General features: G+C 42.6%; 26 protein-coding genes. 17 read left to right on the top strand and 9 right to left on the bottom strand.

Annotated elements, in window-relative coordinates; all coding sequences use genetic code 11:
• Window positions 1–139: 139 nt before the first annotated feature.
• Both WCV65_RS16945 and WCV65_RS16950 read right to left on the bottom strand, forming a co-directional pair.
• On the bottom strand, window positions 140–1,342 hold the full coding sequence (locus WCV65_RS16945; protein WP_338778087.1) for an aminotransferase: 1,203 nt from the start codon (window positions 1,340–1,342) through the stop codon (window positions 140–142).
• Window positions 1,342–1,842: an Lrp/AsnC family transcriptional regulator gene (locus WCV65_RS16950; protein WP_338778089.1), complete on the bottom strand. Its 501-nt coding sequence runs from the start codon at window positions 1,840–1,842 to the stop codon at window positions 1,342–1,344. The genes WCV65_RS16945 and WCV65_RS16950 overlap by 1 nt, the downstream gene beginning before the upstream one ends.
• A gap of 226 nt (window positions 1,843–2,068) precedes the next feature.
• Here WCV65_RS16950 and WCV65_RS16955 point away from each other — a divergent pair, with 226 nt between their 5' ends.
• Window positions 2,069–2,896 carry an alpha/beta hydrolase gene (locus tag WCV65_RS16955; protein WP_035412403.1) on the top strand — a complete coding sequence of 276 codons (828 nt, stop codon included), beginning with the start codon at window positions 2,069–2,071 and terminating at the stop codon, window positions 2,894–2,896.
• A gap of 43 nt (window positions 2,897–2,939) precedes the next feature.
• Here WCV65_RS16955 and WCV65_RS16960 read toward each other — a convergent pair whose 3' ends face one another.
• On the bottom strand, window positions 2,940–3,203 hold the full coding sequence (locus WCV65_RS16960) for a DUF1871 family protein (protein WP_156505964.1): 264 nt from the start codon (window positions 3,201–3,203) through the stop codon (window positions 2,940–2,942).
• A gap of 77 nt (window positions 3,204–3,280) precedes the next feature.
• On the opposite strand from WCV65_RS16960, the gene WCV65_RS16965 reads away from it, so the two are divergent.
• A complete protein-coding gene (locus WCV65_RS16965) occupies window positions 3,281–4,450 on the top strand; it encodes a MalY/PatB family protein (RefSeq protein WP_338778090.1) in 1,170 nt (389 codons plus the stop codon).
• A 130-nt stretch (window positions 4,451–4,580) separates the two neighbouring features.
• Entirely contained in the window at window positions 4,581–5,927 is a 1,347-nt protein-coding gene (locus tag WCV65_RS16970; RefSeq protein ID WP_338778091.1) for a HAMP domain-containing sensor histidine kinase, read from the top strand.
• Between the two features lie 7 nt (window positions 5,928–5,934).
• Here WCV65_RS16970 and WCV65_RS16975 read toward each other — a convergent pair whose 3' ends face one another.
• Window positions 5,935–6,486, bottom strand: coding sequence for a superoxide dismutase family protein (locus WCV65_RS16975; RefSeq protein ID WP_338782339.1), 552 nt, complete (start codon window positions 6,484–6,486; stop codon window positions 5,935–5,937).
• Window positions 6,487–6,710: 224 nt separating this feature from the next.
• Between WCV65_RS16975 and WCV65_RS16980 the strand changes: the two genes are divergently transcribed.
• The 3 genes from WCV65_RS16980 (at window position 6,711) to WCV65_RS16990 (ending at window position 8,053) form a co-directional block, all read left to right on the top strand.
• Window positions 6,711–6,938 carry a hypothetical protein gene (locus tag WCV65_RS16980; RefSeq protein WP_338778092.1) on the top strand — a complete coding sequence of 76 codons (228 nt, stop codon included), beginning with the start codon at window positions 6,711–6,713 and terminating at the stop codon, window positions 6,936–6,938.
• A 279-nt stretch (window positions 6,939–7,217) separates the two neighbouring features.
• Window positions 7,218–7,445 carry a hypothetical protein gene (locus WCV65_RS16985; protein ID WP_156505965.1) on the top strand — a complete coding sequence of 76 codons (228 nt, stop codon included), beginning with the start codon at window positions 7,218–7,220 and terminating at the stop codon, window positions 7,443–7,445.
• A 380-nt stretch (window positions 7,446–7,825) separates the two neighbouring features.
• Window positions 7,826–8,053, top strand: a complete 228-nt coding sequence (locus tag WCV65_RS16990) for a hypothetical protein (RefSeq protein WP_338778094.1) — start codon at window positions 7,826–7,828, stop codon at window positions 8,051–8,053.
• 202 nt (window positions 8,054–8,255) lie between these two features.
• Here WCV65_RS16990 and WCV65_RS16995 read toward each other — a convergent pair whose 3' ends face one another.
• Complete coding sequence (locus WCV65_RS16995; protein ID WP_338778096.1) at window positions 8,256–8,444, bottom strand: hypothetical protein; 189 nt, start codon at window positions 8,442–8,444, stop codon at window positions 8,256–8,258.
• A gap of 137 nt (window positions 8,445–8,581) precedes the next feature.
• Here WCV65_RS16995 and WCV65_RS17000 point away from each other — a divergent pair, with 137 nt between their 5' ends.
• On the top strand, window positions 8,582–8,959 hold the full coding sequence (locus WCV65_RS17000; protein ID WP_338778099.1) for a kinase-associated lipoprotein B: 378 nt from the start codon (window positions 8,582–8,584) through the stop codon (window positions 8,957–8,959).
• Between the two features lie 40 nt (window positions 8,960–8,999).
• On the opposite strand, the gene kapD is transcribed toward WCV65_RS17000, so the two are convergent.
• Window positions 9,000–9,620: a 3'-5' exonuclease KapD gene (gene kapD, locus WCV65_RS17005; protein WP_035410967.1), complete on the bottom strand. Its 621-nt coding sequence runs from the start codon at window positions 9,618–9,620 to the stop codon at window positions 9,000–9,002.
• 233 nt (window positions 9,621–9,853) lie between these two features.
• On the opposite strand from kapD, the gene WCV65_RS17010 reads away from it, so the two are divergent.
• Both WCV65_RS17010 and WCV65_RS17015 read left to right on the top strand, forming a co-directional pair.
• Window positions 9,854–11,719, top strand: a complete 1,866-nt coding sequence (locus WCV65_RS17010) for a transglycosylase domain-containing protein (protein ID WP_338778102.1) — start codon at window positions 9,854–9,856, stop codon at window positions 11,717–11,719.
• Between the two features lies 1 nt (window position 11,720).
• Window positions 11,721–12,119, top strand: a complete 399-nt coding sequence (locus WCV65_RS17015) for a thiol-disulfide oxidoreductase DCC family protein (RefSeq protein WP_338782341.1) — start codon at window positions 11,721–11,723, stop codon at window positions 12,117–12,119.
• 70 nt (window positions 12,120–12,189) lie between these two features.
• Here the strand turns inward: WCV65_RS17015 and WCV65_RS17020 are convergent, their stop codons facing one another.
• Both WCV65_RS17020 and WCV65_RS17025 read right to left on the bottom strand, forming a co-directional pair.
• On the bottom strand, window positions 12,190–12,747 hold the full coding sequence (locus tag WCV65_RS17020; protein WP_035410969.1) for a DUF5366 family protein: 558 nt from the start codon (window positions 12,745–12,747) through the stop codon (window positions 12,190–12,192).
• Window positions 12,748–12,816: 69 nt separating this feature from the next.
• Window positions 12,817–13,053, bottom strand: a complete 237-nt coding sequence (locus tag WCV65_RS17025; protein WP_338778105.1) for a hypothetical protein — start codon at window positions 13,051–13,053, stop codon at window positions 12,817–12,819.
• Between the two features lie 206 nt (window positions 13,054–13,259).
• Here WCV65_RS17025 and WCV65_RS17030 point away from each other — a divergent pair, with 206 nt between their 5' ends.
• The 8 genes from WCV65_RS17030 to WCV65_RS17065 are packed head-to-tail and all read left to right on the top strand — an operon-like array spanning window position 13,260 to window position 19,710.
• Entirely contained in the window at window positions 13,260–15,662 is a 2,403-nt protein-coding gene (locus WCV65_RS17030) for a Na+/H+ antiporter subunit A (RefSeq protein ID WP_035410975.1), read from the top strand.
• A complete protein-coding gene (locus WCV65_RS17035) occupies window positions 15,659–16,096 on the top strand; it encodes a Na(+)/H(+) antiporter subunit B (RefSeq protein ID WP_082883893.1) in 438 nt (145 codons plus the stop codon). The genes WCV65_RS17030 and WCV65_RS17035 overlap by 4 nt, the downstream gene beginning before the upstream one ends.
• Window positions 16,096–16,437 (top strand): Na(+)/H(+) antiporter subunit C, encoded by a 342-nt coding sequence (locus tag WCV65_RS17040; RefSeq protein ID WP_035410979.1) that lies wholly within the window; start codon window positions 16,096–16,098, stop codon window positions 16,435–16,437. Before WCV65_RS17035 ends, WCV65_RS17040 begins: the two co-directional genes overlap by 1 nt.
• On the top strand, window positions 16,430–17,911 hold the full coding sequence (locus WCV65_RS17045) for a Na+/H+ antiporter subunit D (RefSeq protein ID WP_035410982.1): 1,482 nt from the start codon (window positions 16,430–16,432) through the stop codon (window positions 17,909–17,911). The genes WCV65_RS17040 and WCV65_RS17045 overlap by 8 nt, the downstream gene beginning before the upstream one ends.
• 5 nt (window positions 17,912–17,916) lie before the next feature.
• Window positions 17,917–18,393: a Na+/H+ antiporter subunit E gene (locus tag WCV65_RS17050; protein WP_035410985.1), complete on the top strand. Its 477-nt coding sequence runs from the start codon at window positions 17,917–17,919 to the stop codon at window positions 18,391–18,393.
• Window position 18,394: 1 nt separating this feature from the next.
• Window positions 18,395–18,679: a Na(+)/H(+) antiporter subunit F1 gene (locus WCV65_RS17055; protein WP_035410988.1), complete on the top strand. Its 285-nt coding sequence runs from the start codon at window positions 18,395–18,397 to the stop codon at window positions 18,677–18,679.
• Complete coding sequence (gene mnhG / locus WCV65_RS17060; RefSeq protein ID WP_035410991.1) at window positions 18,663–19,028, top strand: monovalent cation/H(+) antiporter subunit G; 366 nt, start codon at window positions 18,663–18,665, stop codon at window positions 19,026–19,028. The genes WCV65_RS17055 and mnhG overlap by 17 nt, the downstream gene beginning before the upstream one ends.
• Window positions 19,018–19,710 (top strand): DNA alkylation repair protein, encoded by a 693-nt coding sequence (locus tag WCV65_RS17065; RefSeq protein ID WP_338778117.1) that lies wholly within the window; start codon window positions 19,018–19,020, stop codon window positions 19,708–19,710. Before mnhG ends, WCV65_RS17065 begins: the two co-directional genes overlap by 11 nt.
• Window positions 19,711–19,881: 171 nt before the next feature.
• Here WCV65_RS17065 and WCV65_RS17070 read toward each other — a convergent pair whose 3' ends face one another.
• Window positions 19,882–20,265 (bottom strand): hotdog fold thioesterase, encoded by a 384-nt coding sequence (locus WCV65_RS17070; protein ID WP_338778119.1) that lies wholly within the window; start codon window positions 20,263–20,265, stop codon window positions 19,882–19,884.
• Window positions 20,266–20,494: the final 229 nt, after the last annotated feature.

Genomic DNA, 20,494 nt, shown 5'->3' on the forward strand with positions numbered 1-20,494 from the left:
ATTCGAAAAAATATAAAAAAAGTGAATAAAAAAGGTTTAATAGGATAAACAGGGGGGAATACTAAAACCATCAAAGGCTTTCTAGTATTCCCCCCTTTTATTATCTGACAAAGCGAATTCGCTTTGTCCTTTTTTTTGCTTAAAAATCCTGAAGTGTTTTCCACTGTGCCCCTGCATGCTGTCTGCGTTTCATAAAGGAAGCCATTCTTTTCAATGCTTCTTCAAGCTGAGAAAGTGATGATGCATACGAGCATCTGACAAAACCCTCTCCAGAAGAGCCAAAAACAATTCCGGGCACAACCGCTACTTTTTCCTCCAGCAGAAGCTGCTCAGCAAATTCCTCAGATGATAATCCGCTATATTCAATTGAGGGAAAAGCATAAAATGCTCCGCCCGGCGTTTGACATGGAAATCCCGCTTCGTTTAAAGATCGGACAAAATAATTCCGCCTTCTCCGGTAATCTGTTTTCATCCGCTGTACATCTTCTTCACCATTTCTTAGTGCTTCCAGTGCTGCATGCTGAGACATCGTAGGGGCGCACATCATTGAATATTGATGAATTTTGAGCATCGCCTGCAGCAAAGGTGCTGGAGCAGCTGCAAATCCCAATCTCCAGCCCGTCATCGCAAAACCTTTTGAAAATCCTGAGATTGTGATGGTTCTCTCTCTCATTCCCTCCAATGAAGCGAGACTCGTGAATTCCTCATCATAGGAAAGCTCCGCATAAATCTCATCCGAAATGGCCAGGAGATCATGCTGCTTTATAATATTTGATATTTTTTCAAAATCTTTTCTGCTGAGCATTGATCCGGTTGGATTGCTCGGAGAACAAATCAAAACAGCCTTTGTATTTTGAGTAATTGCCTTTTCTATTTGACCCGGGAGCGTTTTAAACCCATTGTTCGAGTTGGAGGATACATAAACGGGAATTCCGCCCGCCAGCTTCACAAGAGGCCCATATGCTACGAAGCATGGCTCGGGAATAATCACCTCATCACCGGGGTTGATTATGGTTCTTAAGGCTAAATCCAAGGCCTGGCTTGCTCCTACTGTAACCAAAATTTCACGTTCCGCTTCGTAATTCACATGAAATTTCCGATCAAGATAAAAGCTGATTTCCTCTCTGAGCTCCATTAGACCGGCATTGGCGGAATATGCTGTATGACCTTTTTCAAGAGAAAGAATGCATGCCTCACGCACACTCCATGATGTGACAAAATCCGGTTCACCCACTCCAAGTGAGATGACGCCTTCCATACTGGCAGCGAGATCAAAAAATTTCCGGATACCGGAAGGCTTGAGTTCGGTTACACTGGCTGATAAGAAACGGGAACTATCCATTACGGAGTGACCACCATCCGTTTATCTTCTTCTCCAGTTTCAAAAATGCGTCCATCATGCTTATATTTTTTTAGAATAAAGTGAGTCGTTGTCGAAAGAACAGAATCCAGTGTTGAAAGCTTCTCTGACACAAATCTGGCCACTTCCGACATGGAACGCCCCTCAATCACGACACTTAAATCATAAGCTCCGGACATGAGATATACAGATTGCACTTCCTTGAAGCGATAAACCCGTTCTGCAATTTCATCAAAACCGACACCGCGCTTAGGAGCGACCTTCACATCAATCATGGCGGTCACACCTTCATGACCTTCTACTTTTCTCCAATCAATCGTTGCCGCATAGTCGATAATGACTTTTTCCCGCTCTAATTTATGAATAATCTGCTCGGTTTCTTCAAAGGATATTCCAGCCATTTTTGCAATGGAGTCAATCGACAGCCTGCTGTTTTCTTCCAGGATCTCCAGCACCTCTGTTTCTTTTTCATTCAGTTTCACGTTAACCCCTCCTGTAGTAAAATCTTCAGAACATTATAACATGAAAACAATCTTTTTAACTGAAAATTCTGTTTTCGAAATAGCCAATCGGGGTATTTTTTACATGAGTGGGACTTCGTTTCCCGGACACAATAATAAAAAATCGGTCAAAATTTGTTCCAAACGGACACGTTTTGCCGTTTCTTACGAATACCTGTCAATAACTATCATGGCTGGAGTGTTGATTATGAACCCAACTTTTTGCCATTCTACAATGAATCTGCAGGGCATCAATATTCATTATGAGCTATATGAAAAACATCCCGGAAAACCGACCATGGTATTGCTTCACGGATTTTTATCTTCCACGTTCAGCTATAGAAGACTTATTCCTTTGCTTCAGGAAGAATTCCGGATTATCGCCATTGATCTTCCTCCATTTGGAAAAACAGAAAAATCGATCCGATTTGTACACTCTTATTCCAATATGGCAAAGGTTGTCATTGAGCTGCTGGAAAAACTTGAAGTAAAAAATGCGGTGCTGGTAGGGCATTCCATGGGGGGCCAGGTGGCACTGTATGCGACAAAGGAAAAACCGGAAATGTTTAAAAAAGTCGTCTTGCTTTGCAGCTCCGGCTACATGAAGCGCATGAAGCACTATATGATATGCGGATCCTATGTTCCCTATTTTTATCTTTGCATTAAGCATTGGCTTTCCAGCCAGGGAGTTTTCAAAAACCTTTGCAATGTCGTTTATGACCGTTCTTTGATTGATCAGGAAATGATGGACGGTTATATGCAGCCATTTATTGACGACAGCATATTCATGGCACTGACCCGTATGATCCGGGACAGAGAAGGGGATCTCTCACAGGAAGATTTAAAGAAAATTGAAGTACCGAGCCTTTTGATTTGGGGACAGGAAGATAAGATCGTACCAGTAGAAGTAGGGAGAAGAATGAGTAAAGATTTGCCCAACGCATCATTGTTTGAATTGGCTCAAACAGGACATCTTGTTCCTGAGGAAAGACCGATGCATGTAATGGACAGAATCATGAATTTTTCACATGCTTAAGGAAAAAGAGAAAAAAGCCGGTTATGCACCGGCTTTTTTTGATTCAGCAGCTTGCCTGCTCCTTAACCAATAGTAATTGATGAGCCATTTGCAAGCAATCCTCAATGGGAATCCATTTTTCGAAGGAATGTTCGTAAATGGATTGAATTCGTTTCGCAAGCTCTGAAGAATGATGTAATTCATGCACAGCCTGAACGACATCTACAGATTCGGTATCATAAAATCCTTCTCCGTAGCCCAATGGATCCCATTTATATAGGATTTCCATCATAATTTCATTTGCAGCTTGTGTTTCCATATTCATCATCACCCGGACTGTATTTTTGCAAATTTATTTTATCACATTTACGATATAAAGAAGAAATCCGTTTAAGAGGTGAAGAAATGAATAAATTCGATGAAATTGTTGAGCGCCGCCAAACCAACTCCGTTAAGTGGGACTTAACCAACGAAATTTTCGGCACATCTGATGTTCTCCCTATGTGGGTAGCCGATATGGATTTTAAAGCCCCAGCAGAAGTTCTAGAGGCGTTAAAGAAAAGAATCGACCATGGAATATTCGGGTATTCTTCTATAGGAGAAAGCACCAAGACTGCGATTACAGAATGGGCAGAGAAAAGAAATGGCTGGCGGTTTAAAAAAGAGGCGATCCTGTTCAGCCCGGGAGTCGTAACAGCATTAAGCTTTGCAATCCAAGCCTATTCGGAGCCAGGAGAAAAAGTACTGATTCAATCCCCTGTTTATACACCGTTTTTTGACATGGTCAAACGAAACGGACGGGAAATTGTTAATAGCCAGCTTATTCTTGAGGAAGGGCGTTATGAAATTGATTTTAACGATTTGGCAAAAAAAATGGATGATCCCGAAGTAAAAATGATGCTTTTATGCAATCCGCACAACCCTGGGGGCAGGTCCTGGAACGTTGACGAATTAAAGAAAATAGGCGAACTATGCGCAGAGCATGATGTACTTATGGTCTCAGATGAAATCCATTCTGATCTGATGCTGTTCGGGAATAAGCACGTCCCCTTTGCATCCATCAGCAAAGAATTTTCAGACCGTTCCATAACCTGCTTCGCTCCAAGCAAAACATTCAACCTTGCCGGCCTTCAAGCCTCTGTGATGGTTATTGAAAACGACTCACTGAGAAGAAGAATGGATGAAACGCTTCATCGGCAGGGATTCTTTACCCTCAATGCACTTGGAAGTTTAGGAATGGAGGCGGCTTACAGCCATGGTGCAGCATGGCTTGGCGAACTAAACGCCTACATAGAAAGGAATATGGAATATGCCATTGATTTTCTTAACAATCAAGTTCCGGGGGTGACTGCTATCAAACCGGATGCCTCCTATCTCTTATGGCTGGATTGCCGGGGACTGGGGCTTGATGACAAAGAAATCAAAAGACGGCTCCTCCATAAAGGAAAGGTGGCTCTCGAGGAAGGGACAAAATACGGTCCCGGCGGAGAGGGTTTTGCCAGACTCAACGCGGGCTGTTCGATCGAAACTTTAAAAGATGGACTTTCAAGGGTAAAAACAGCCTTTTCCTCCTAAATCGAAGCTCTCCTGAAGGAGGGCTTTTTTACTTGGATACAGGTTTAAACTTCATTTTTTACAAACACAAAAACAACATATTTTTTCCATTAATGGTATAATAACACTATCAATGACATAGGAGACTTTTATGGAGAATTTGAAGGATTTAATATTGCAAGTGACATTTATCCTGTTCCCCATCTATCTCTATCAGGCAATCTGGCTCAACAGGCCGACACCCACTATTCCGAAACCCAATCTTTTTCTCATCTATTTGCTTTGCAGCCTCTCAGCTGTGCTTTGCATGATTTTCCCCATTTATGTGATAGACGGACTTCCGTATGGATTGCATTACATACCATACTTGGCGGCGGTTTTATACGGAGGACCTATGACCGGCATCTCGGTTACCTGTACTGCCTTGCTCTATCGATTATATTCGGGAGGCGATGTCATTTGGATATCCCTCATCATTACCCCTCTTTTTTTAATTGTTCCTCTCATGCTTCAATCAAAATGGAATGACTTTACTATTCAAACAAAGCTTTTGCTCGGATTCCTTTTCAGCGGAATCAAAACATCCTTAACCTACCTGATTCTAACGATTCTTATATTTTTTAAGCTGATTCCGTTCTCATTAGCCGAAAGTCTGCTTGAAATGTTCCTCAGCTTCCTATTATTTACCTTTGTGCTTCTAATGACCATCTATTGTGTAAACTCCACGAAAGAGAATGCCTTCCTTCGGGCAAGACTTATTAAATCCGAAAAACTTTCTATCGTCAGCGAGCTTGCAGCAAGCGTTGCCCATGAAGTACGAAATCCGCTCACAGTAGTTAGAGGATTTATTCAGCTCATTGGGACCGACCGCAAAAATATGGATCCAAAAAATGAAGAATACATCACCCTCGTTCTATCCGAGCTTGACCGTGCACAGGAGATCATAACGGATTACCTTAATCTTGCCAAACAGCAGTACTTCGAGAAAAACAAGCTTTCTTTAAGCAATCTTTTGGATGAAGTGGTTAAAATTATGACCTCCTATGCCAATTTTAAAAATGTCCATTTCAAAAACAGCATTGCTCCGGATTTATACGTACACGGTGATTCATCAAGGTTAAAGCAGGTTTTTCTAAATTTGCTCAAAAACGCAGTTGAGGCTGTTTCCGAATCAGATGGCGAGGTTAAAATTACGGCTTATTCTTCCCATGATTATATCCGGATAAAAATTAAAGACAATGGAGTCGGCATGACGCCTGAACAGCTTGCAAGAATCGGCGAGCCATATTTCACTCTAAAAGAGAGGGGAACAGGTCTTGGACTGACGGTGACGTTCTCAATTGTAGAGCAGCACGAAGGAACATTGCGTTATAAAAGCGAGCCTGGTTCCGGAACCTCTGCAACCGTATCGCTGCCCATATATAAACCAGCAGAATCCCCCCTCCCTTCCTCATCAAAACATCAGGGCGAATTCTCAGACCATAAATTAAAGCCCTGACTGGCCGTCAGGGCTTTGCTTCAATATCAATTTCTTTTTTGTCTTTGCGCATAGCTTCTTTTTCTGTAATCTTCCCGCATGCTATTCTGGCACCTGATTCTCCAGCAGGCTGAGACATTCCATCATCCTTTGTTTCAGTAATAATGAGTGATGTCCCTTCTTTAAAGAGCAGCGAGTTTTTCGCACCCTTTTTCAACGTGAGTTTCGGGCCAAAGAGTTTAGCTTGTGCTTTCCCATCATTCTCTGCCACAATATTAGGAAGATCACCAAGATGTGCCCCTTCCGGATTCAGCAGTCCATGCTGTTTGTTATCAGGATTGTAATGGTCGCCGGCTGTAATAAAATCGGGCCCCTGGCATTCCGGATTTTGATGAATATGCAATCCATGCTCCCCCGGCTGAAGACCTTCCAATACAATATCAAATTTAACGCCTTCAGGCTGTTCAGATAGTTTAATTGTTCCAAGTGAATCACCGTCTGTGTTAAACATTTCGACCCCGAATGAGGTCAGCTCCTTTTGACTGCAGCCGCCTGCCAAAATAAGTGCTGCTGCGGACATTCCCATCCATTTTCTCAAAACCCGAACCTCCATCCGTAGAGTGAAACTCCGAAGTTATCCTGCTTAAGCTTGCGGCCGTTTCCTCTCAAGCCTTGTGGGGTTAATACCATCCGCTAAGGCGGAGTAAAAAACCCTTTGTAGGCTAGTTTTTTCTTAGGAAGAGGGATTTATACAAATCACAGAGTACGCCTGCACATCGCCGTTCAAGCGTTGGCGCACTTTATTTGTCCGTTCTGCCTGTTAATTTAGCTGTTACTCCCATTAATTTAGCCGTTTCAGACTGGAATCTGGCTGTTCCACTTTTACTGGCCGTCGGCGCACTTTATTTGTCCGTTCTGCCTGTTAATTTAGCCGTTCCTACCGATAATTTAGCCGTTTCAGACTGGAATCTGGCCGTACCACTTTTTCTGGCCGTGGGCGCACTTTATTTGTCCGTTCTGCCGTTAATTTAGCCGTTCCTACCGATAATTTAGCCGTTTCAGACTGGAATCTGGCCGTTCCACTTTTTCTGGCCATTGGTGCACTTTATTTGTCCGTTCTGCCGTTAATTTAGCCGTTCCTCCCATTAATTTAGCCGTTCCAAACTGGAATCTGGCCGTACCCTTTTTTCTGGCCGTTGGAACCCTTTATTTGTCCGTCCTGCCCGTAATTTAGCCGTTCGACACGTTAATTTAGCCGTTACAGACTGGAATCTGGCTGTTCCACTTTTCCTGGCCGTCGGCGCACTTTATTTGTCCGTTCTGCCGTTCAATCTAGCCGTTCCCTACTTTAATTTAGCCGTTCCAGACTGGGATTTGGCCGTACCACTTTTTCTGGCCATTGGCGCACTTTATTTGTCCGTTCTGCCGTTCAATCTAGCCGTTCCCTACTTTAATTTAGCCGTTCCAGACTGGGATTTGGCCGTACCACTTTTTCTGGCCATTGGCGCACTTTATTTGTCCGTTCTGCCGTTAATTTAGCCATTCCTCCCATTAATTTAGCCGTTTCAGACTGGAATCTGGCCGTACCACTTTTTCTGGCCGTGGGCGCACTTTATTTGTCCGTTCTGCCGTTAATTTAGCCGTTCCTACCGATAATTTAGCCGTTTCAGACTGGAATCTGGCCGTTCCACTTTTTCTGGCCATTGGTGCACTTTATTTGTCCGTTCTGCCGTTAATTTAGCCGTTCCTCCCATTAATTTAGCCGTTCCAAACTGGAATCTGGCCGTACCCTTTTTTCTGGCCGTTGGAACCCTTTATTTGTCCGTCCTGCCCGTAATTTAGCCGTTCGACACGTTAATTTAGCCGTTACAGACTGGAATCTGGCTGTTCCACTTTTCCTGGCCGTCGGCGCACTTTATTTGTCCGTTCTGCCGTTCAATCTAGCCGTTCCCTACTTTAATTTAGCCGTTACAGACTGGAATCTGGCTGTTCCACTTTTCCTGGCCGTCGGCGCACTTTATTTGTCCGTTCTGCCGTTCAATCTAGCCGTTCCCTACTTTAATTTAGCCGTTCCAGACTGGGATTTGGCCGTACCACTTTTTCTGGCCATTGGCGCACTTTATTTGTCCGTTCTGCCGTTAATTTAGCCGGCCGACAGGTTAATTTAGCCGTTCTAGACCAGGATCTGGCCATACCCTTTTTTCTGGCCGATAGTGCACTTTATTTGTCAGTGCTCACTTATATGCCCTTTCCGCCATTCTTTTTAGCCGGTTGACCGAGTCAGCCCCTTTCCAAACTCGTTCATAAAAATTTCATAAAAAAAACGCAGGACAACTGCCCGTGCGCACACTATAAATCTTTTTCCTTTATATGTTTATACTTCTCGTTTACTTCACGCTCTTCCTTTTTTGACAGCTTAATGATAAAACGGAAAGCCAGAACGGCTAATAGCAGGAAAATAGCCATATGGAAGGCAGCGGGGATATACTCGGCTTTATCTTCAGGGAAATAAAGGAACAAGGATAGGACAAAACCCATGTAAGCGGATCCACCTTTCTTGTGCAGTCTTGTCTTCACTATACAGCTTTCTGCCGAATTATACCAAGTCCTTTTTTTGGACTGCCTTTATGTGTGGTAAAATGGTACAAAAATGAGCGGAATGGGGAATGAGTTGTATGGAATTTCAGCCAGGCGATTATGTAACGGGGATTTACAAAACAGGGAAGTACGCAGGGGTTGTAACAGCGATCCGGCCTATGCATATTCTTGTACAGGTGAAGGCCGTTTTAAAGCATCCGCAGCAGGGGGATTTGCACATTCCTAAGGAGGCAGAGGTTCCCCTCTTTCATGAAAGGCGGGCACTGAGCTACAACGAACAAACCAATGTGCCGAAAAACATGGTCAAACCTCTGGAAGGGGATTTGCCGGATTACAGCATGTCGCTTCTCAAGTCAATTGATCAAATGAGAATTTTACTAAACAATGATGAATCTTTATGGGCTAAAAAGTCATTGGCCTGTCTTGATCAGCTTGAAAATGATTATAAACTCTAACTAAACATAAAGCCAAATCACAATGATTAGTGATTTGGCTTTATGTTGCAAACTTGCTTAGAAGTTTGGAGAAATCTACACGGTCACCAATCGTAGTGGGATTTGGCTTTTCTAGATATTTCTTATCTTTTTCAATCAGCTTATAAATTTTCATCGTTGTTAATGCATCATCCAGGGCCCTGTGATGCTGCCCCGTTCCTTTCTTCCCATATTCCTCAACGGCTTTCCATAAACCTGTCTGATTTCTGTCCCCGAAAAATTTCTTATATTCCATAGACAAATCGATAAATTCATCATTTTCAAACGGAAAAGCGCACCGGTTTTTTTCACAATTCATTCTTAAAACCTTCATGTCCATGTTTCCCCAGGTTACCACTTTTTTAGGAGAGTCCAGCCGATTGAGAGCTTCAATTAATTTAGAAAAAGAAATTCCCTGATCCACCTGGGCCTGAGTAATCCCCAGAAATGATTTGCAGCGCTCTGTAAGACGTTTCCCTTTAACAGGCGTGACAAAGGATGAAAATTCCTGCTCAACTTTTCCGTTTTTTGAAAAGACGAGACCAGCTTCAATAATTTCAGCATAAAAGCCTTTATAGCCTGAATTACCGTCAGGCATGCTGAATTCAAAATCAATAAACAGCAGAGGTTTTGACCCGTCCATGCTCTTCCTCCTTTCTTCCCTGCATTTTATTACCATTATATCACCGCCCTCCTTAATTTAACTGTATTTTTAGAAAAATTTTAATCGGAAAAGCACACATTTTTTCTGCACGTTTCCCTTGTCTCTGTGCGCGAAAAAATCCTTCTCAGATTTGGAAATCAATGCTAGGATTACATCAGAGTGGAGGGTTCCAAATTCGGTCCCTCTAAAGGTTTTACTGCCTATTAAAGATAATGGAGCCTAGACGAAAGAATGTGACAGCGTTGAGAAAATGGTTTGGCTGGAGTTTCATCCTGCTGCTTATCCCTATACTTTTATCCCTCCTGCTCAGCTCCGGACAGGCTGTTGAAAGTCTGAGGTCCCTCCCTGAGGCCCTTGATGAACGGCTTCCTCTCAAAGAACCTTCTGCTTTTATGAACAGTTATATAAAGGACTCTGAAGGTGCGGTTATCTCCGAGCTGACCACCGAGGGACAGAATCGGATTTTCATCCGGTACGCTGATATCCCCCCACAAATGAAGGAGCTTTTTCTGCAATCAGAGGATAAACGCTTTTATGAGCATACCGGCCTTGATTTTGAAGGGACGGCAAGAGCCATGCTATTCAATGCTAAAAATAAGTCTCTTGACCAGGGCGGCAGCACAATTACGCAGCAGCTTGCCAGAAACTTATATTTAAATCATGAGCGAACCTATAACCGTAAGCTCAGTGAACTGCTGATCTCCATCCAGCTGGAGCGGAAATGGTCAAAAGAAAAAATCCTGGAAAGCTATTTAAATACAATCTACTTTCAGAACAGTGTATATGGGGTCGGAGCGGCGGCAGATTATTACTTCAGTAAATCGCTGAAGGCTTTAACGACCGCTGAAATGGCCTACTTAGCTGCGATTCCGAATAACCCTTCCTTCTATAATCCTCTAAAGCATCCTGACAGGACTAAAAAAAGGCAGGAAAGGCTTTTGCAGCTTTTGGCTGACATTGGAATGCTGAATCAGAATCAGCTGAAAGCCGAGAAAAGCCAGCCGATTGAATTAGCCATTAAAAAGAAGGAAGAACGCTATCCTGATTATACGGACTATGTAATGGAAGAACTAAAAAAAGCTGTGGCCAGCAAGGACAAACTTAAAAACCCTGAACAGATTAAAAGCGCTGCTGCTGAGTTAATCAGATCCGGCATCGTAATCGAAACGTATTTAGATCCTTTTCTCCAGGAAAGACTCTATACGGCAAATGAAAAATATTCGGATGAAAGCCATCAATCCTCGGCGGTCATCATCAATCATAAGAAGCATCAAATTGTGGCGATGAGCGGCGGAAACCGCTATAAGAAGCATGAATTTAATAGAGCCTTCCAGGCGAAGAGACAGCCTGGATCCGCTATTAAACCGCTTTTGGATTATGTTCCCTATATTGAAAAGACAAAGGCGTCCAAGTCCAGCCTCATTAATGCCAACCGTTTATGCATTGAAACGTTTTGTCCTGAAAACTATAGTAAAAAAGAGTATGGCATGGTGACTCTTGAAAAGGCCTTTAGCCAATCCTATAACACCCCTGCCGTAAGGATGCTGAAAGACGTCGGCATCGGGAAGGCAGCTGCGTATCTTAAGCCTTTTTCATTCAGCGGCAGTATTCCTCCTGATAATTATGCAGCTGCTCTGGGAGGAGTTAAAATAGGATTCTCGCCTCTTGAGCTTGCAAATGCCTATACAGCCTTTGGCAACGGCGGACAGTATCAACAGGCAAGAGCCATTAAAAGAATCCTTTCTATAGATGGAACGGTCCTCTTTGAATGGAAGGATACCCCTATGCAGGTGTGGAGCAATGAAACGAACACAGTCATGCGGGACTTGCTTGAATCCGTCGTAAAAAAGGGAACCGGTAAAAAAGCAGCCTTTGAAACAAATTATATAGGCGGAAAAACCGGAACATCGAATGACTACAATGATTTATGGTTCTCCGGACTCACCGATTCCTACACCGCTGCCGTCTGGTTTGGGAAAGACAATAATGGTTCGATTGAATCTATATATAAAGACGGAAGTCTCCTTGCGTATTGGAAAATGATCATGGGCGGTGACCAAGTTGCAGAAGAAAGATAAAATGAACCACCCTATCATTCTTTTTGACGGAGTCTGCAATTTATGCGAGGGTATTGTAAAGTTTGTCATTAAGCGGGATAAAGATGCAGTATTCAGGTTTGCTTCGCTTCAGTCCGAAACCGGATTGGAGCTGCTGAAAAAAAATCAGCTTGATTGCGAAAATTTCGATTCTTTTGTCCTCGCCTTTGATGACAACGTGTATGTAAAATCGGAAGCGGCCCTTAAAACAGCCGGCCTTCTCCCATTTCCCATGAACATGCTGCGCATTCTGCTCATCATTCCAAGACCCATAAGAGATGCGGGATATTCCTTCATTGCACGAAACAGGTACAAGTGGTTTGGCAAAAAGGACAGCTGCATGCTTCCTGACCCCTCCATTCGGAAACGTTTTTTAGAATAGTCCTTAGCCAAGTTTAACAAAGCTAAAATAATAAAAGGCTGTCGTATCCACTAAGGATTGACAGCCTTTTTTACATCGGCAAACTATTAATAAGACCATTATAAAGGCGGAGGAATAAATAAAACAAACCAAGGGTAAATACAAACCAGAACAGGATATTAAATAAAACCATTCCTATAAGAGACCACGATGTTACCATTGAGCTTGCCTGATAGATGATAAATACAAAATAACAAAGGGTCGATAAAAGAAAAATCCCTCCGATTAACCAGCTGAATTGAACGAGGAAGAGAGAAATAGCCCCTCCAGCAAGATAGAAGGCTGATCCCGCTCTTATTTTATTCAGTGTAACTCCTTCCGCATCTTGTGAGAAAAAAAGAAAGGAAAGTTCGGTAACTGTATTGGCAATCAGTTTCAGCGCAGAGAAAATCATAAAATAAAGAAGAGCAAATAACGCAAATAACGCAATTTTCATTTCACTCTCCGAAAAGAAATCAAGCATACTGTTATATATGCCGATTTTTTTTAGCACGTCTGATACGTACATGACAGTGGAAATGGATAAGGAAGTACTAAAGAGCAATAGTGAGATTAAAGGAAAATAGCTGGTGAAATAAGTATTTCTCATAAAGTCGTCCCTTCCATAAGCATTCTTTTCCATTATGCTTAGGCGGGAAATATTTGTAAAGACTCTTTTTTACGAACGAGGTATGACTTTTACATATTCTCTGGGGCTAAACGACTCCACTCGTTTCGGTTCTGGAACATGCCAAATATTACGCGGTCCATTCATTTCAAGTTCGCCGACTCGCCTATTCGGATATAAAACAAACTGTTTGCCATGATGTTCATTCGCCTGAAGCTGTGCAAACCAGATGAGCGTACTCAAAACGGTTAAAATTAATAAACCGGCTATTGCTTTTACCTTCAGCATGAAGATCACTCCTTGCTGTTCATCATCTCTCTAAATCTTAGCGTTATACAAAAAATTTATTATTTGTTATGATTATTATGAGTTCATATGAACCTGAAAATAAATGATAAATTTTTCTCTCAGGTTCATACTAGAAAAAAGAGGAAACTTCCTTCCATTTCCAAATCCGTTCGCTATTTTTATATTACTTAGATTGGGGGTAAACCATGTCATTGCTGCATTTAGCCATTCTTCTTCCTTTTATAATGGCTCTATTCGTTCCATTCCTTTATAAATGGTTCAAAAGCGTACATACCGGGTGGTTCGTCCTTCTTCTTCCGGTATTTCTTTTTATTTATTTCTTCCGATACATAAATCCGGTCAGCAGCGGCTCGAATACATACTCTACCGTTAATTGGATCCCATCACTGGGCATTCAATTTACTGCCTATGTGGACGGACTCGGCCTGTTATTTGCCCTATTAATAACAGGGATTGGTGCACTCGTTATCCTATATTCCATCTATTATCTGCCGAGAGCAAAGGAACAGCTCCATACGTTCTATGTCTATTTGCTTCTGTTTATGGGGGCCATGCTTGGGATCGTATTATCAGATAATATGATTGTTTTGTATACATTCTGGGAATTAACGAGCCTTTCCTCCTTCTTGCTTATCGGGTATTGGCATACTCGTGAAAAATCAAGGTACGGCGCGTTAAAATCCATGATGATTACAGTATTTGGCGGGCTTTGCATGCTTGGCGGCATCATCCTGCTTTATCTGGTGACGAATACATTCAGCATCCGGGAAATGGTCACACAGGCGCCTATAATTATGGAGCATCCTTATTTTCTCCCGGCCATGCTGCTGTTTCTCCTTGGAGCTTTTACAAAATCGGCCCAGTTTCCGTTTTACATATGGCTTCCCGATGCTATGGAGGCGCCAACACCTGTTAGTGCCTACCTTCATTCAGCAACTATGGTCAAAGCCGGCATTTATTTGACTGCCAGGTTCACCCCTGTTTTTGGACTTGCTCCAGAGTGGTTTTGGCTTGTAACAGGAATCGGAATCATTACCCTTGCCTGGGGTTCATTCCATGCCATTAAACAGACTGATTTGAAAGCCATTCTTGCCTTTTCAACGGTTAGCCAGCTCGGTTTGATCATGTCCCTATTGGGTGCCGGCTCGGCTTCGCTTCATTTTGAGTCGTTGGATAATAAAATGTTTTCAGCTGCAGTGGTGGCGGCGATCTTTCATTTGATCAACCATGCTACGTTTAAAGGAAGTTTGTTTATGGCAGCCGGAATTGTGGATCATGAAACGGGAACTAGAGATATAAGAAAATTAGGCGGCTTAATGAGCTTTATGCCGATTACCTTTACCATAACAGTGATCGGTGCCTTTTCTATGGCGGGTCTGCCGCCTTTCAATGGCTTCCTGAGCAAAGAAATGTTTTTCACGAGCATGCTGAAACTCTTAGAATTTAATTTATTCAATGTGGAAACATGGGGTATTCTGTTCCCGGTTTTAGCCTGGATTGCAAGTGTTTTCACATTCATCTACAGTATGATTATTGTGTTCAAGACGTTTACTGGAAAATATCAGCCGGAAAAATTAGATAAGGTACCACATGAAGCACCTCTTGGAATGCTTATATCGCCGATTATTCTCGCGTCACTTGTCGTTTTATTCGGGATCTTTCCAAATGTGCTGTCTTTCAGCATTATTGAACCGGCAACAGCCTCCATCCTTCCATACTTACTGGAGGACGGGGAACAGTTTCATGTTCATATCTCACACTGGCATGGATGGGGCCCTGAGCTGTACATGACTCTTGGCGTTATTGGCCTTGGTATCCTGCTGTATTTGGGTTTGGCAAAGTGGAAGTTGGTATACAAACTGTTTCCGGAAAAACTTACGCTCAATAAGGCTTACGATGTATCCTTAAGAGGATTGGATAAAGGATCCTTGAAAGTACAGGAGCTCTATATGACGGGTTTCCTTCGCGACTATCTTGGCTACATTTTTACATTTGTTGTACTGATGACAGGATGGGCACTTTTTTCTAAATCCGCCTTTACGTTTGAAACAGCCGGAAATGCTCCCATCGGCATATACGAAATTGTTCTCGCTGCTGTCATGATATTGGGTGCCGTAACAATTTTATTTGCAAAATCCAGACTGACATCCATCATTGCCCTTGGATCAGTCGGATACGGGGTGGCACTGTTCTTCGTATTTTTCAGGGCACCTGACCTTGCATTAACACAGCTCGTTATCGAAACAATTTCAGTCTCATTATTCCTGCTATGCTTTTATTATTTGCCGGAACTGCAAAAACGGGAGAAACTCCCGTTTAAACTTGCGAATTTCCTGGTTTCCCTTGGAGTTGGAACAGTTGTCACACTAATTGCCCTGTCTGCAAACAGTCAAAGAGTTTCAGAAACCATCTCTTCCTACTTTATAGAAAACAGCTACAAAGAGGCAGGCGGCAAAAATATGGTCAACGTCATTCTGGTAGACTTCAGGGGCTTTGATACTTTATTTGAAATAACTGTCCTGGGAATAGCTGCTCTTGGTATTTTTGCGATGGTCAAGCTGCGGTTGTCGAAGGGGGAAGAGTCATGAAGCGAACCAACTTGAAAACGAACGATTTAATTTTGCAAACCGTTGTGAATATTGTTTTTTTTATCATCTTTATCTATTCCATATACATTTTTTTCGCTGGCCACTATACACCAGGAGGAGGTTTTGTCGGAGGACTTATGACGTCATCTGCAATTGTCCTTCTGCTTTTAGCGTATGATGTCAAAACGGTTGCTACCGTCATTCCGGTTAATTTTCTAAAAGTCGCGGCAACTGGCCTGCTTGTTGCGCTTGGTACAGGACTAGCCTCCTTCTTGTATGGGGTCCCGTTTTTGACACATGCGCACGGGCCGGTTCACCTTCCTGTTTTGGGAGAGGTCGAGGTCGCCTCTGCAACGGCTTTTGACCTTGGAGTATATTTGGTTGTTGTGGGCGTTACCATGACCATCATTCAAACGATTGGAGAGACTGAATAATGGAAGTGATGATGTCGATTGTATGCGGAATATTATTTATGGCCGCCACTTATTTAATGCTCTCAAAGAGTTTGCTTAGAATCATTATCGGGACAGGACTGCTAAGTCATGGTGCTCATCTGCTGATTTTAACGATGGGCGGACTTAAAGGCGGGGCTGCGCCGCTTCTTGGGGAAAAGGCAAAATCGTACGTTGATCCGCTGCCGCAGGCACTGATCCTGACCGCCATAGTAATCAGTTTCGGAGTGACGGCCTTTATGCTCGTTCTTGCGTACCGGTCTTATCAGGAGCTTGGAACGGATAACATGGATCACATGAGAGGAACTGATTCACATGAGTAACAACCTGGTCATGATGCCGCTGATTTTCCCTTTAATAGGCGGCATATTATTAATTTTCTTTAATAAAAAGCCAATTGTACAAAGAATTCTGAGCGTCATTTTTTCTATAGCCGCTCTCACTGCATCCTCCATTCTCGTTTGGACTGTTCACAAAAACGGAATTCAGATTGTGGAAATTGGAGGATGGGCCCCGCCTTACGGAATAACCTTTGTTGCGGACATGTATGCCAGTCTGCTTGTCCTGACCACTAGTATTATAGGATTGACAGGGGTTTTGTATTCTTTCCGTACAGTGGGAAAAGCGCGGGAGTACTTTTTTTACTATCCTGCCGTCCAATTTTTGCTGACGGGTGTTACCGGTGCTTTTTTAACAGGAGATATATTCAATTTGTTCGTATTCTTCGAAGTCCTGTTAATGGCTTCCTATGTTCTAATGGTATTGGGCGGAACAAAAAGGCAGCTGAGGGAATCCATTAAATACATTGCGGTAAATATCTTTTCCTCCGCTCTATTCGTCATTACAGTCGCATTTCTTTATGCCGTTACAGGCACACTTAATATGGCGGACTTGAGTGTCAAAATAAGCGAAAACGGACAATCGGGGCTGCTGACCGTAATTGCCATTCTATTTCTCATTGTGTTTGGAATGAAGGGGGCCATTTTCCCTCTGTACTTCTGGATGCCAGGTTCCTATCAGGCACCGCCAGCAGCGGTATCAGCCCTATTCGGCGCCCTGCTGACGAAGGTTGGAGTGTACGCCATTACGAGAGTGTACACGCTGATTTTTATTCATGATAAAGCCTTCACTCATGGAATTCTGGCGTGGCTTGCTGCCTTAACTATTCTGTTTGGCGTTATTGGAGCCATAGCTTATTGGGATGTTAAAAAGATTGTGATCTACAATATTATTACGGCAGTAGGTGTTATTCTGTTCGGGGTAGCTGTGGCTAACCCGGCAGGAATCGAGGGCTCGATTTACTATTTGCTCCACGATATGATCATCAAGGGGGCTCTTTTCTTCCTGGCAGGAATTATGATCAGTATTACCGGAACCTCTAATTTAAAGAAAATGGGGGGACTGATTCAGCATTATCCGCTCGCCGGATGGATGTTCTTCCTGTCAGCCATTGCCCTTGCAGGCATACCTCCGCTAAGCGGATTTATCGGTAAGCTTAAGGTTATTCAAGGCGGATTTGAGGCGGGTGAATATGCGATATCGCTAGTCGTTCTTTTATCCAGTCTGCTCGTCCTCTATTCGGTTATGAAAATATTTATTAACGGCTTTTGGGGCGAGGAAAAACCTATAAATGGGAATCCTTCCGTAAAAGGAATGGTGTATCCTGCAGTCATCCTGGTGGCGCTGTCTGCAGCATTCGGACTGGGAACAGAATTCATCGCCCCTTTTATTACACAGGCGTCTGAGACTTTATTGGACCCGTCAATATATATAGAAGCCGTTTTAAAGGAGCAGTGATGTAAATGGCTTTTCAGTTATTGCTTAATTTCTTTATTGCATTTTTATGGATGTTTCTTCAAAATACATACACACTTGTAACCTTTACCGTTGGATTACTCTTCGGATTGCTGATTATCTTTGGGATGAGGCGTTTTTTCTCAACCCGGTTTTATCTTATGAATGTGATCGCTGTTTTTACCCTGCTTACCATTTTTATGAAAGAGCTGATCATGGCCAATCTTTCAGTCTTAAAAATCATCATCACACCGAAGCTGAAACTTACTCCCGGGATCTTCTCATATGAAACCGAGCTTACAAAAGCATGGGAAATTACTGTTCTTTCTAATTTGATTACTTTAACACCCGGAACACTGGTAGTAGAAATTTCAGACGACAACAAAACTCTTTATATTCATGCTATGGATATAAGCAGTGAAGAAGAAGCCAGGAAAGATATACGCGATTCATTTGAGAAAGCAATCAAGGAGGTGAGCCGGTAATATGTTCGAAACAGTCATGAAGCTGTCTTTACTCATTCTGGCCCTCTCCACCCTCTTCTATTTTTACCGCCTTGTAAAAGGTCCGACCGTTCCCGACCGGGTCGTCGCCCTTGATGCAATCGGCATTAACCTGATTGGACTGACAGGGGTTACTTCCGTCCTCCTGAAGACCAATGCCTTTTTGGATGTAATCCTATTACTTGGAATTCTTGCATTTATCGGCACAGTGGCTTTCTCCAAATTTCTTGAGAAAGGAGAAATAATCGAAAATGACCGCAATCAGTGAATGGATCATTGCCGCCCTTATCCTTCTTGGTGCCTTGCTTTGTTTAATTGCCTCCATTGGCGTCCTGAGGCTCCCTGACGTTTACACCCGGAACCACGCAGCGTCCAAAGGGGCAACCTTAGGTGTTATGTTTCTGCTGCTCGGAGTTTTTCTATACTTTCTCCTGATACAAGGGCATTTCAACTCAAGAGTATTGCTAGGAATTGTGTTTGTATTTATTACATCACCTGTTGCAGGACATTTGATCATGAGGGCCGCCTTCAACACGAAAATTCCTTTATGGGAGAATAGTGTGCAAAACGATCTTCAGAAGAAAAGGGCAGCGGAGATTAAACAGCATGAAACCTGATTACGCTGAAGACCTTATTGAACGAATGAAGCGCCATGCGGTGTCAGGAAACAAAGAAGCTATGGAAGCCTATATGAAAAATCAATTTACCTTTCTCGGTATCAAGGCTCCTGAACGAAAAAGACTCCTCACACAATATGCAGCGGAAAACGGGTGGCCTGAAACGAACAGCGAATTAAAAGTTATTGTTCATAGGCTGTTTTTATCTCCCTATAGGGAATGTGTATATGCAGGAATCGATTTGCTTATCAAAAAGAAGAAACTTCTGAAGAACAGCGATTTGGATTTTGTAATGGAATTAATCGTTACGAAGCCATGGTGGGATACAGTCGATCTTCTTGCTTCGCATATTGCCGGATACCTGATTGAACAGAATCCTTGTTTAGCATCTCAACCGGATCGCTGGATTAAACATGAATCGATGTGGGTGAAACGCACTGCCCTTCTATATCAGCTCAAGTATAAGGAAAAAACGAATAAAAAAAAGCTTGCAGAATATATTTGCAGCATGTCTGATTCTAATGAGTTTTTCATTCAAAAAGCAATCGGCTGGGCTCTGAGGGAATATTCTAAGACCGATCCTGACTGGGTAATCGCTTTTACCTCTGCCGAAGAACTAAAACCCTTAAGCAGACGGGAAGCATTGAAATATGTAAATAAAATAGAAAAAGGAGCAGAGTAAATTCCGCTTCTTTTTTGTTTGTATTGAATTTGGATGAATTTGAGTCCAATTTTTTCATCCCTTCTCATGATTTTCAAATTCCCCTAAAGTTTTCTTATCTCACTTGCAGTAATATTAAACAAAACGGTCCACGCAAATAAAAAGGAGCAGAATCAATTCTGCTCCTTTCGTTTATTTCTTTTTGATAACGGCCATAGTACATCTTGAAATGCAGATTAGCTGTCCTTCTTCGTCTGTTATTTTAATATCCCACACCATCGTCGATTTGCCTTTGTGAAATGGAACCGCATGTGCAGTGACAAAACCGTCTTTTTTAGAACGGATGTGATTGGCATTAATCTCAAGCCCTACACAAATCTCCGTATCCTGATCAATGAAATGGAATGCTCCTATGCTTGCTGCTGTTTCAGCTAAAGCAACAGATGCACCTCCATGTAAAATGCCGAACGGCTGTCTTGTCCTCTCATCAACAGGCATAACCGCTATAACACCTTGATCGGAAACCTCCTTCACTTCAATCCCTAAGGTCTCAATCATTGTATTTGTAATATCCATTCTTACCCCTCCCCCATGTTCTCATCCTATCTATTATCATAAAGCTTTTTAAGCTGAAATGTCTGGTTATTTTTTCAAAAGGCTGGCCACAAAACAAAAATAAACTGCAAATAAGAACAATGCGGGAATAACCGCCAAAATATTCATTCCATCCCCCTAATATGATTCGTTCATGATACATGACTATCATCATAAGGGATAAATATCATGGAAATATTGAGAATTTGTT

The sequence above is a fragment of the Metabacillus sp. FJAT-52054 genome, assembly GCF_037201815.1.
GTDB lineage: Bacteria > Bacillota > Bacilli > Bacillales > Bacillaceae > Metabacillus_B > Metabacillus_B sediminis.

Coding starts and splice junctions, on each gene's coding strand:
- WCV65_RS17015 (WP_338782341.1), top strand. CDS start 11,721: ATGAACCACCCTATCATTCTTTTTGACGGAGTCTGCAATTTATGCGAG.
- WCV65_RS17050 (WP_035410985.1), top strand. CDS start 17,917: ATGGCTTTTCAGTTATTGCTTAATTTCTTTATTGCATTTTTATGGATG.
- WCV65_RS16960 (WP_156505964.1), bottom strand. CDS start 3,203: ATGATGAATATGGAAACACAAGCTGCAAATGAAATTATGATGGAAATC.
- WCV65_RS16945 (WP_338778087.1), bottom strand. CDS start 1,342: ATGGATAGTTCCCGTTTCTTATCAGCCAGTGTAACCGAACTCAAGCCT.
- WCV65_RS17070 (WP_338778119.1), bottom strand. CDS start 20,265: ATGGATATTACAAATACAATGATTGAGACCTTAGGGATTGAAGTGAAG.
- WCV65_RS17065 (WP_338778117.1), top strand. CDS start 19,018: ATGAAACCTGATTACGCTGAAGACCTTATTGAACGAATGAAGCGCCAT.
- WCV65_RS16965 (WP_338778090.1), top strand. CDS start 3,281: ATGAATAAATTCGATGAAATTGTTGAGCGCCGCCAAACCAACTCCGTT.
- WCV65_RS16955 (WP_035412403.1), top strand. CDS start 2,069: ATGAACCCAACTTTTTGCCATTCTACAATGAATCTGCAGGGCATCAAT.
- WCV65_RS17030 (WP_035410975.1), top strand. CDS start 13,260: ATGTCATTGCTGCATTTAGCCATTCTTCTTCCTTTTATAATGGCTCTA.
- WCV65_RS17010 (WP_338778102.1), top strand. CDS start 9,854: ATGGAGCCTAGACGAAAGAATGTGACAGCGTTGAGAAAATGGTTTGGC.
- WCV65_RS17035 (WP_082883893.1), top strand. CDS start 15,659: ATGAAGCGAACCAACTTGAAAACGAACGATTTAATTTTGCAAACCGTT.
- WCV65_RS17025 (WP_338778105.1), bottom strand. CDS start 13,053: ATGCTGAAGGTAAAAGCAATAGCCGGTTTATTAATTTTAACCGTTTTG.
- WCV65_RS17045 (WP_035410982.1), top strand. CDS start 16,430: ATGAGTAACAACCTGGTCATGATGCCGCTGATTTTCCCTTTAATAGGC.
- WCV65_RS17000 (WP_338778099.1), top strand. CDS start 8,582: ATGGAATTTCAGCCAGGCGATTATGTAACGGGGATTTACAAAACAGGG.
- WCV65_RS16970 (WP_338778091.1), top strand. CDS start 4,581: ATGGAGAATTTGAAGGATTTAATATTGCAAGTGACATTTATCCTGTTC.
- kapD (WP_035410967.1), bottom strand. CDS start 9,620: ATGGACGGGTCAAAACCTCTGCTGTTTATTGATTTTGAATTCAGCATG.
- mnhG (WP_035410991.1), top strand. CDS start 18,663: ATGACCGCAATCAGTGAATGGATCATTGCCGCCCTTATCCTTCTTGGT.
- WCV65_RS16995 (WP_338778096.1), bottom strand. CDS start 8,444: ATGGGTTTTGTCCTATCCTTGTTCCTTTATTTCCCTGAAGATAAAGCC.
- WCV65_RS17055 (WP_035410988.1), top strand. CDS start 18,395: ATGTTCGAAACAGTCATGAAGCTGTCTTTACTCATTCTGGCCCTCTCC.
- WCV65_RS17040 (WP_035410979.1), top strand. CDS start 16,096: ATGGAAGTGATGATGTCGATTGTATGCGGAATATTATTTATGGCCGCC.
- WCV65_RS17020 (WP_035410969.1), bottom strand. CDS start 12,747: ATGAGAAATACTTATTTCACCAGCTATTTTCCTTTAATCTCACTATTG.
- WCV65_RS16975 (WP_338782339.1), bottom strand. CDS start 6,486: ATGTCCGCAGCAGCACTTATTTTGGCAGGCGGCTGCAGTCAAAAGGAG.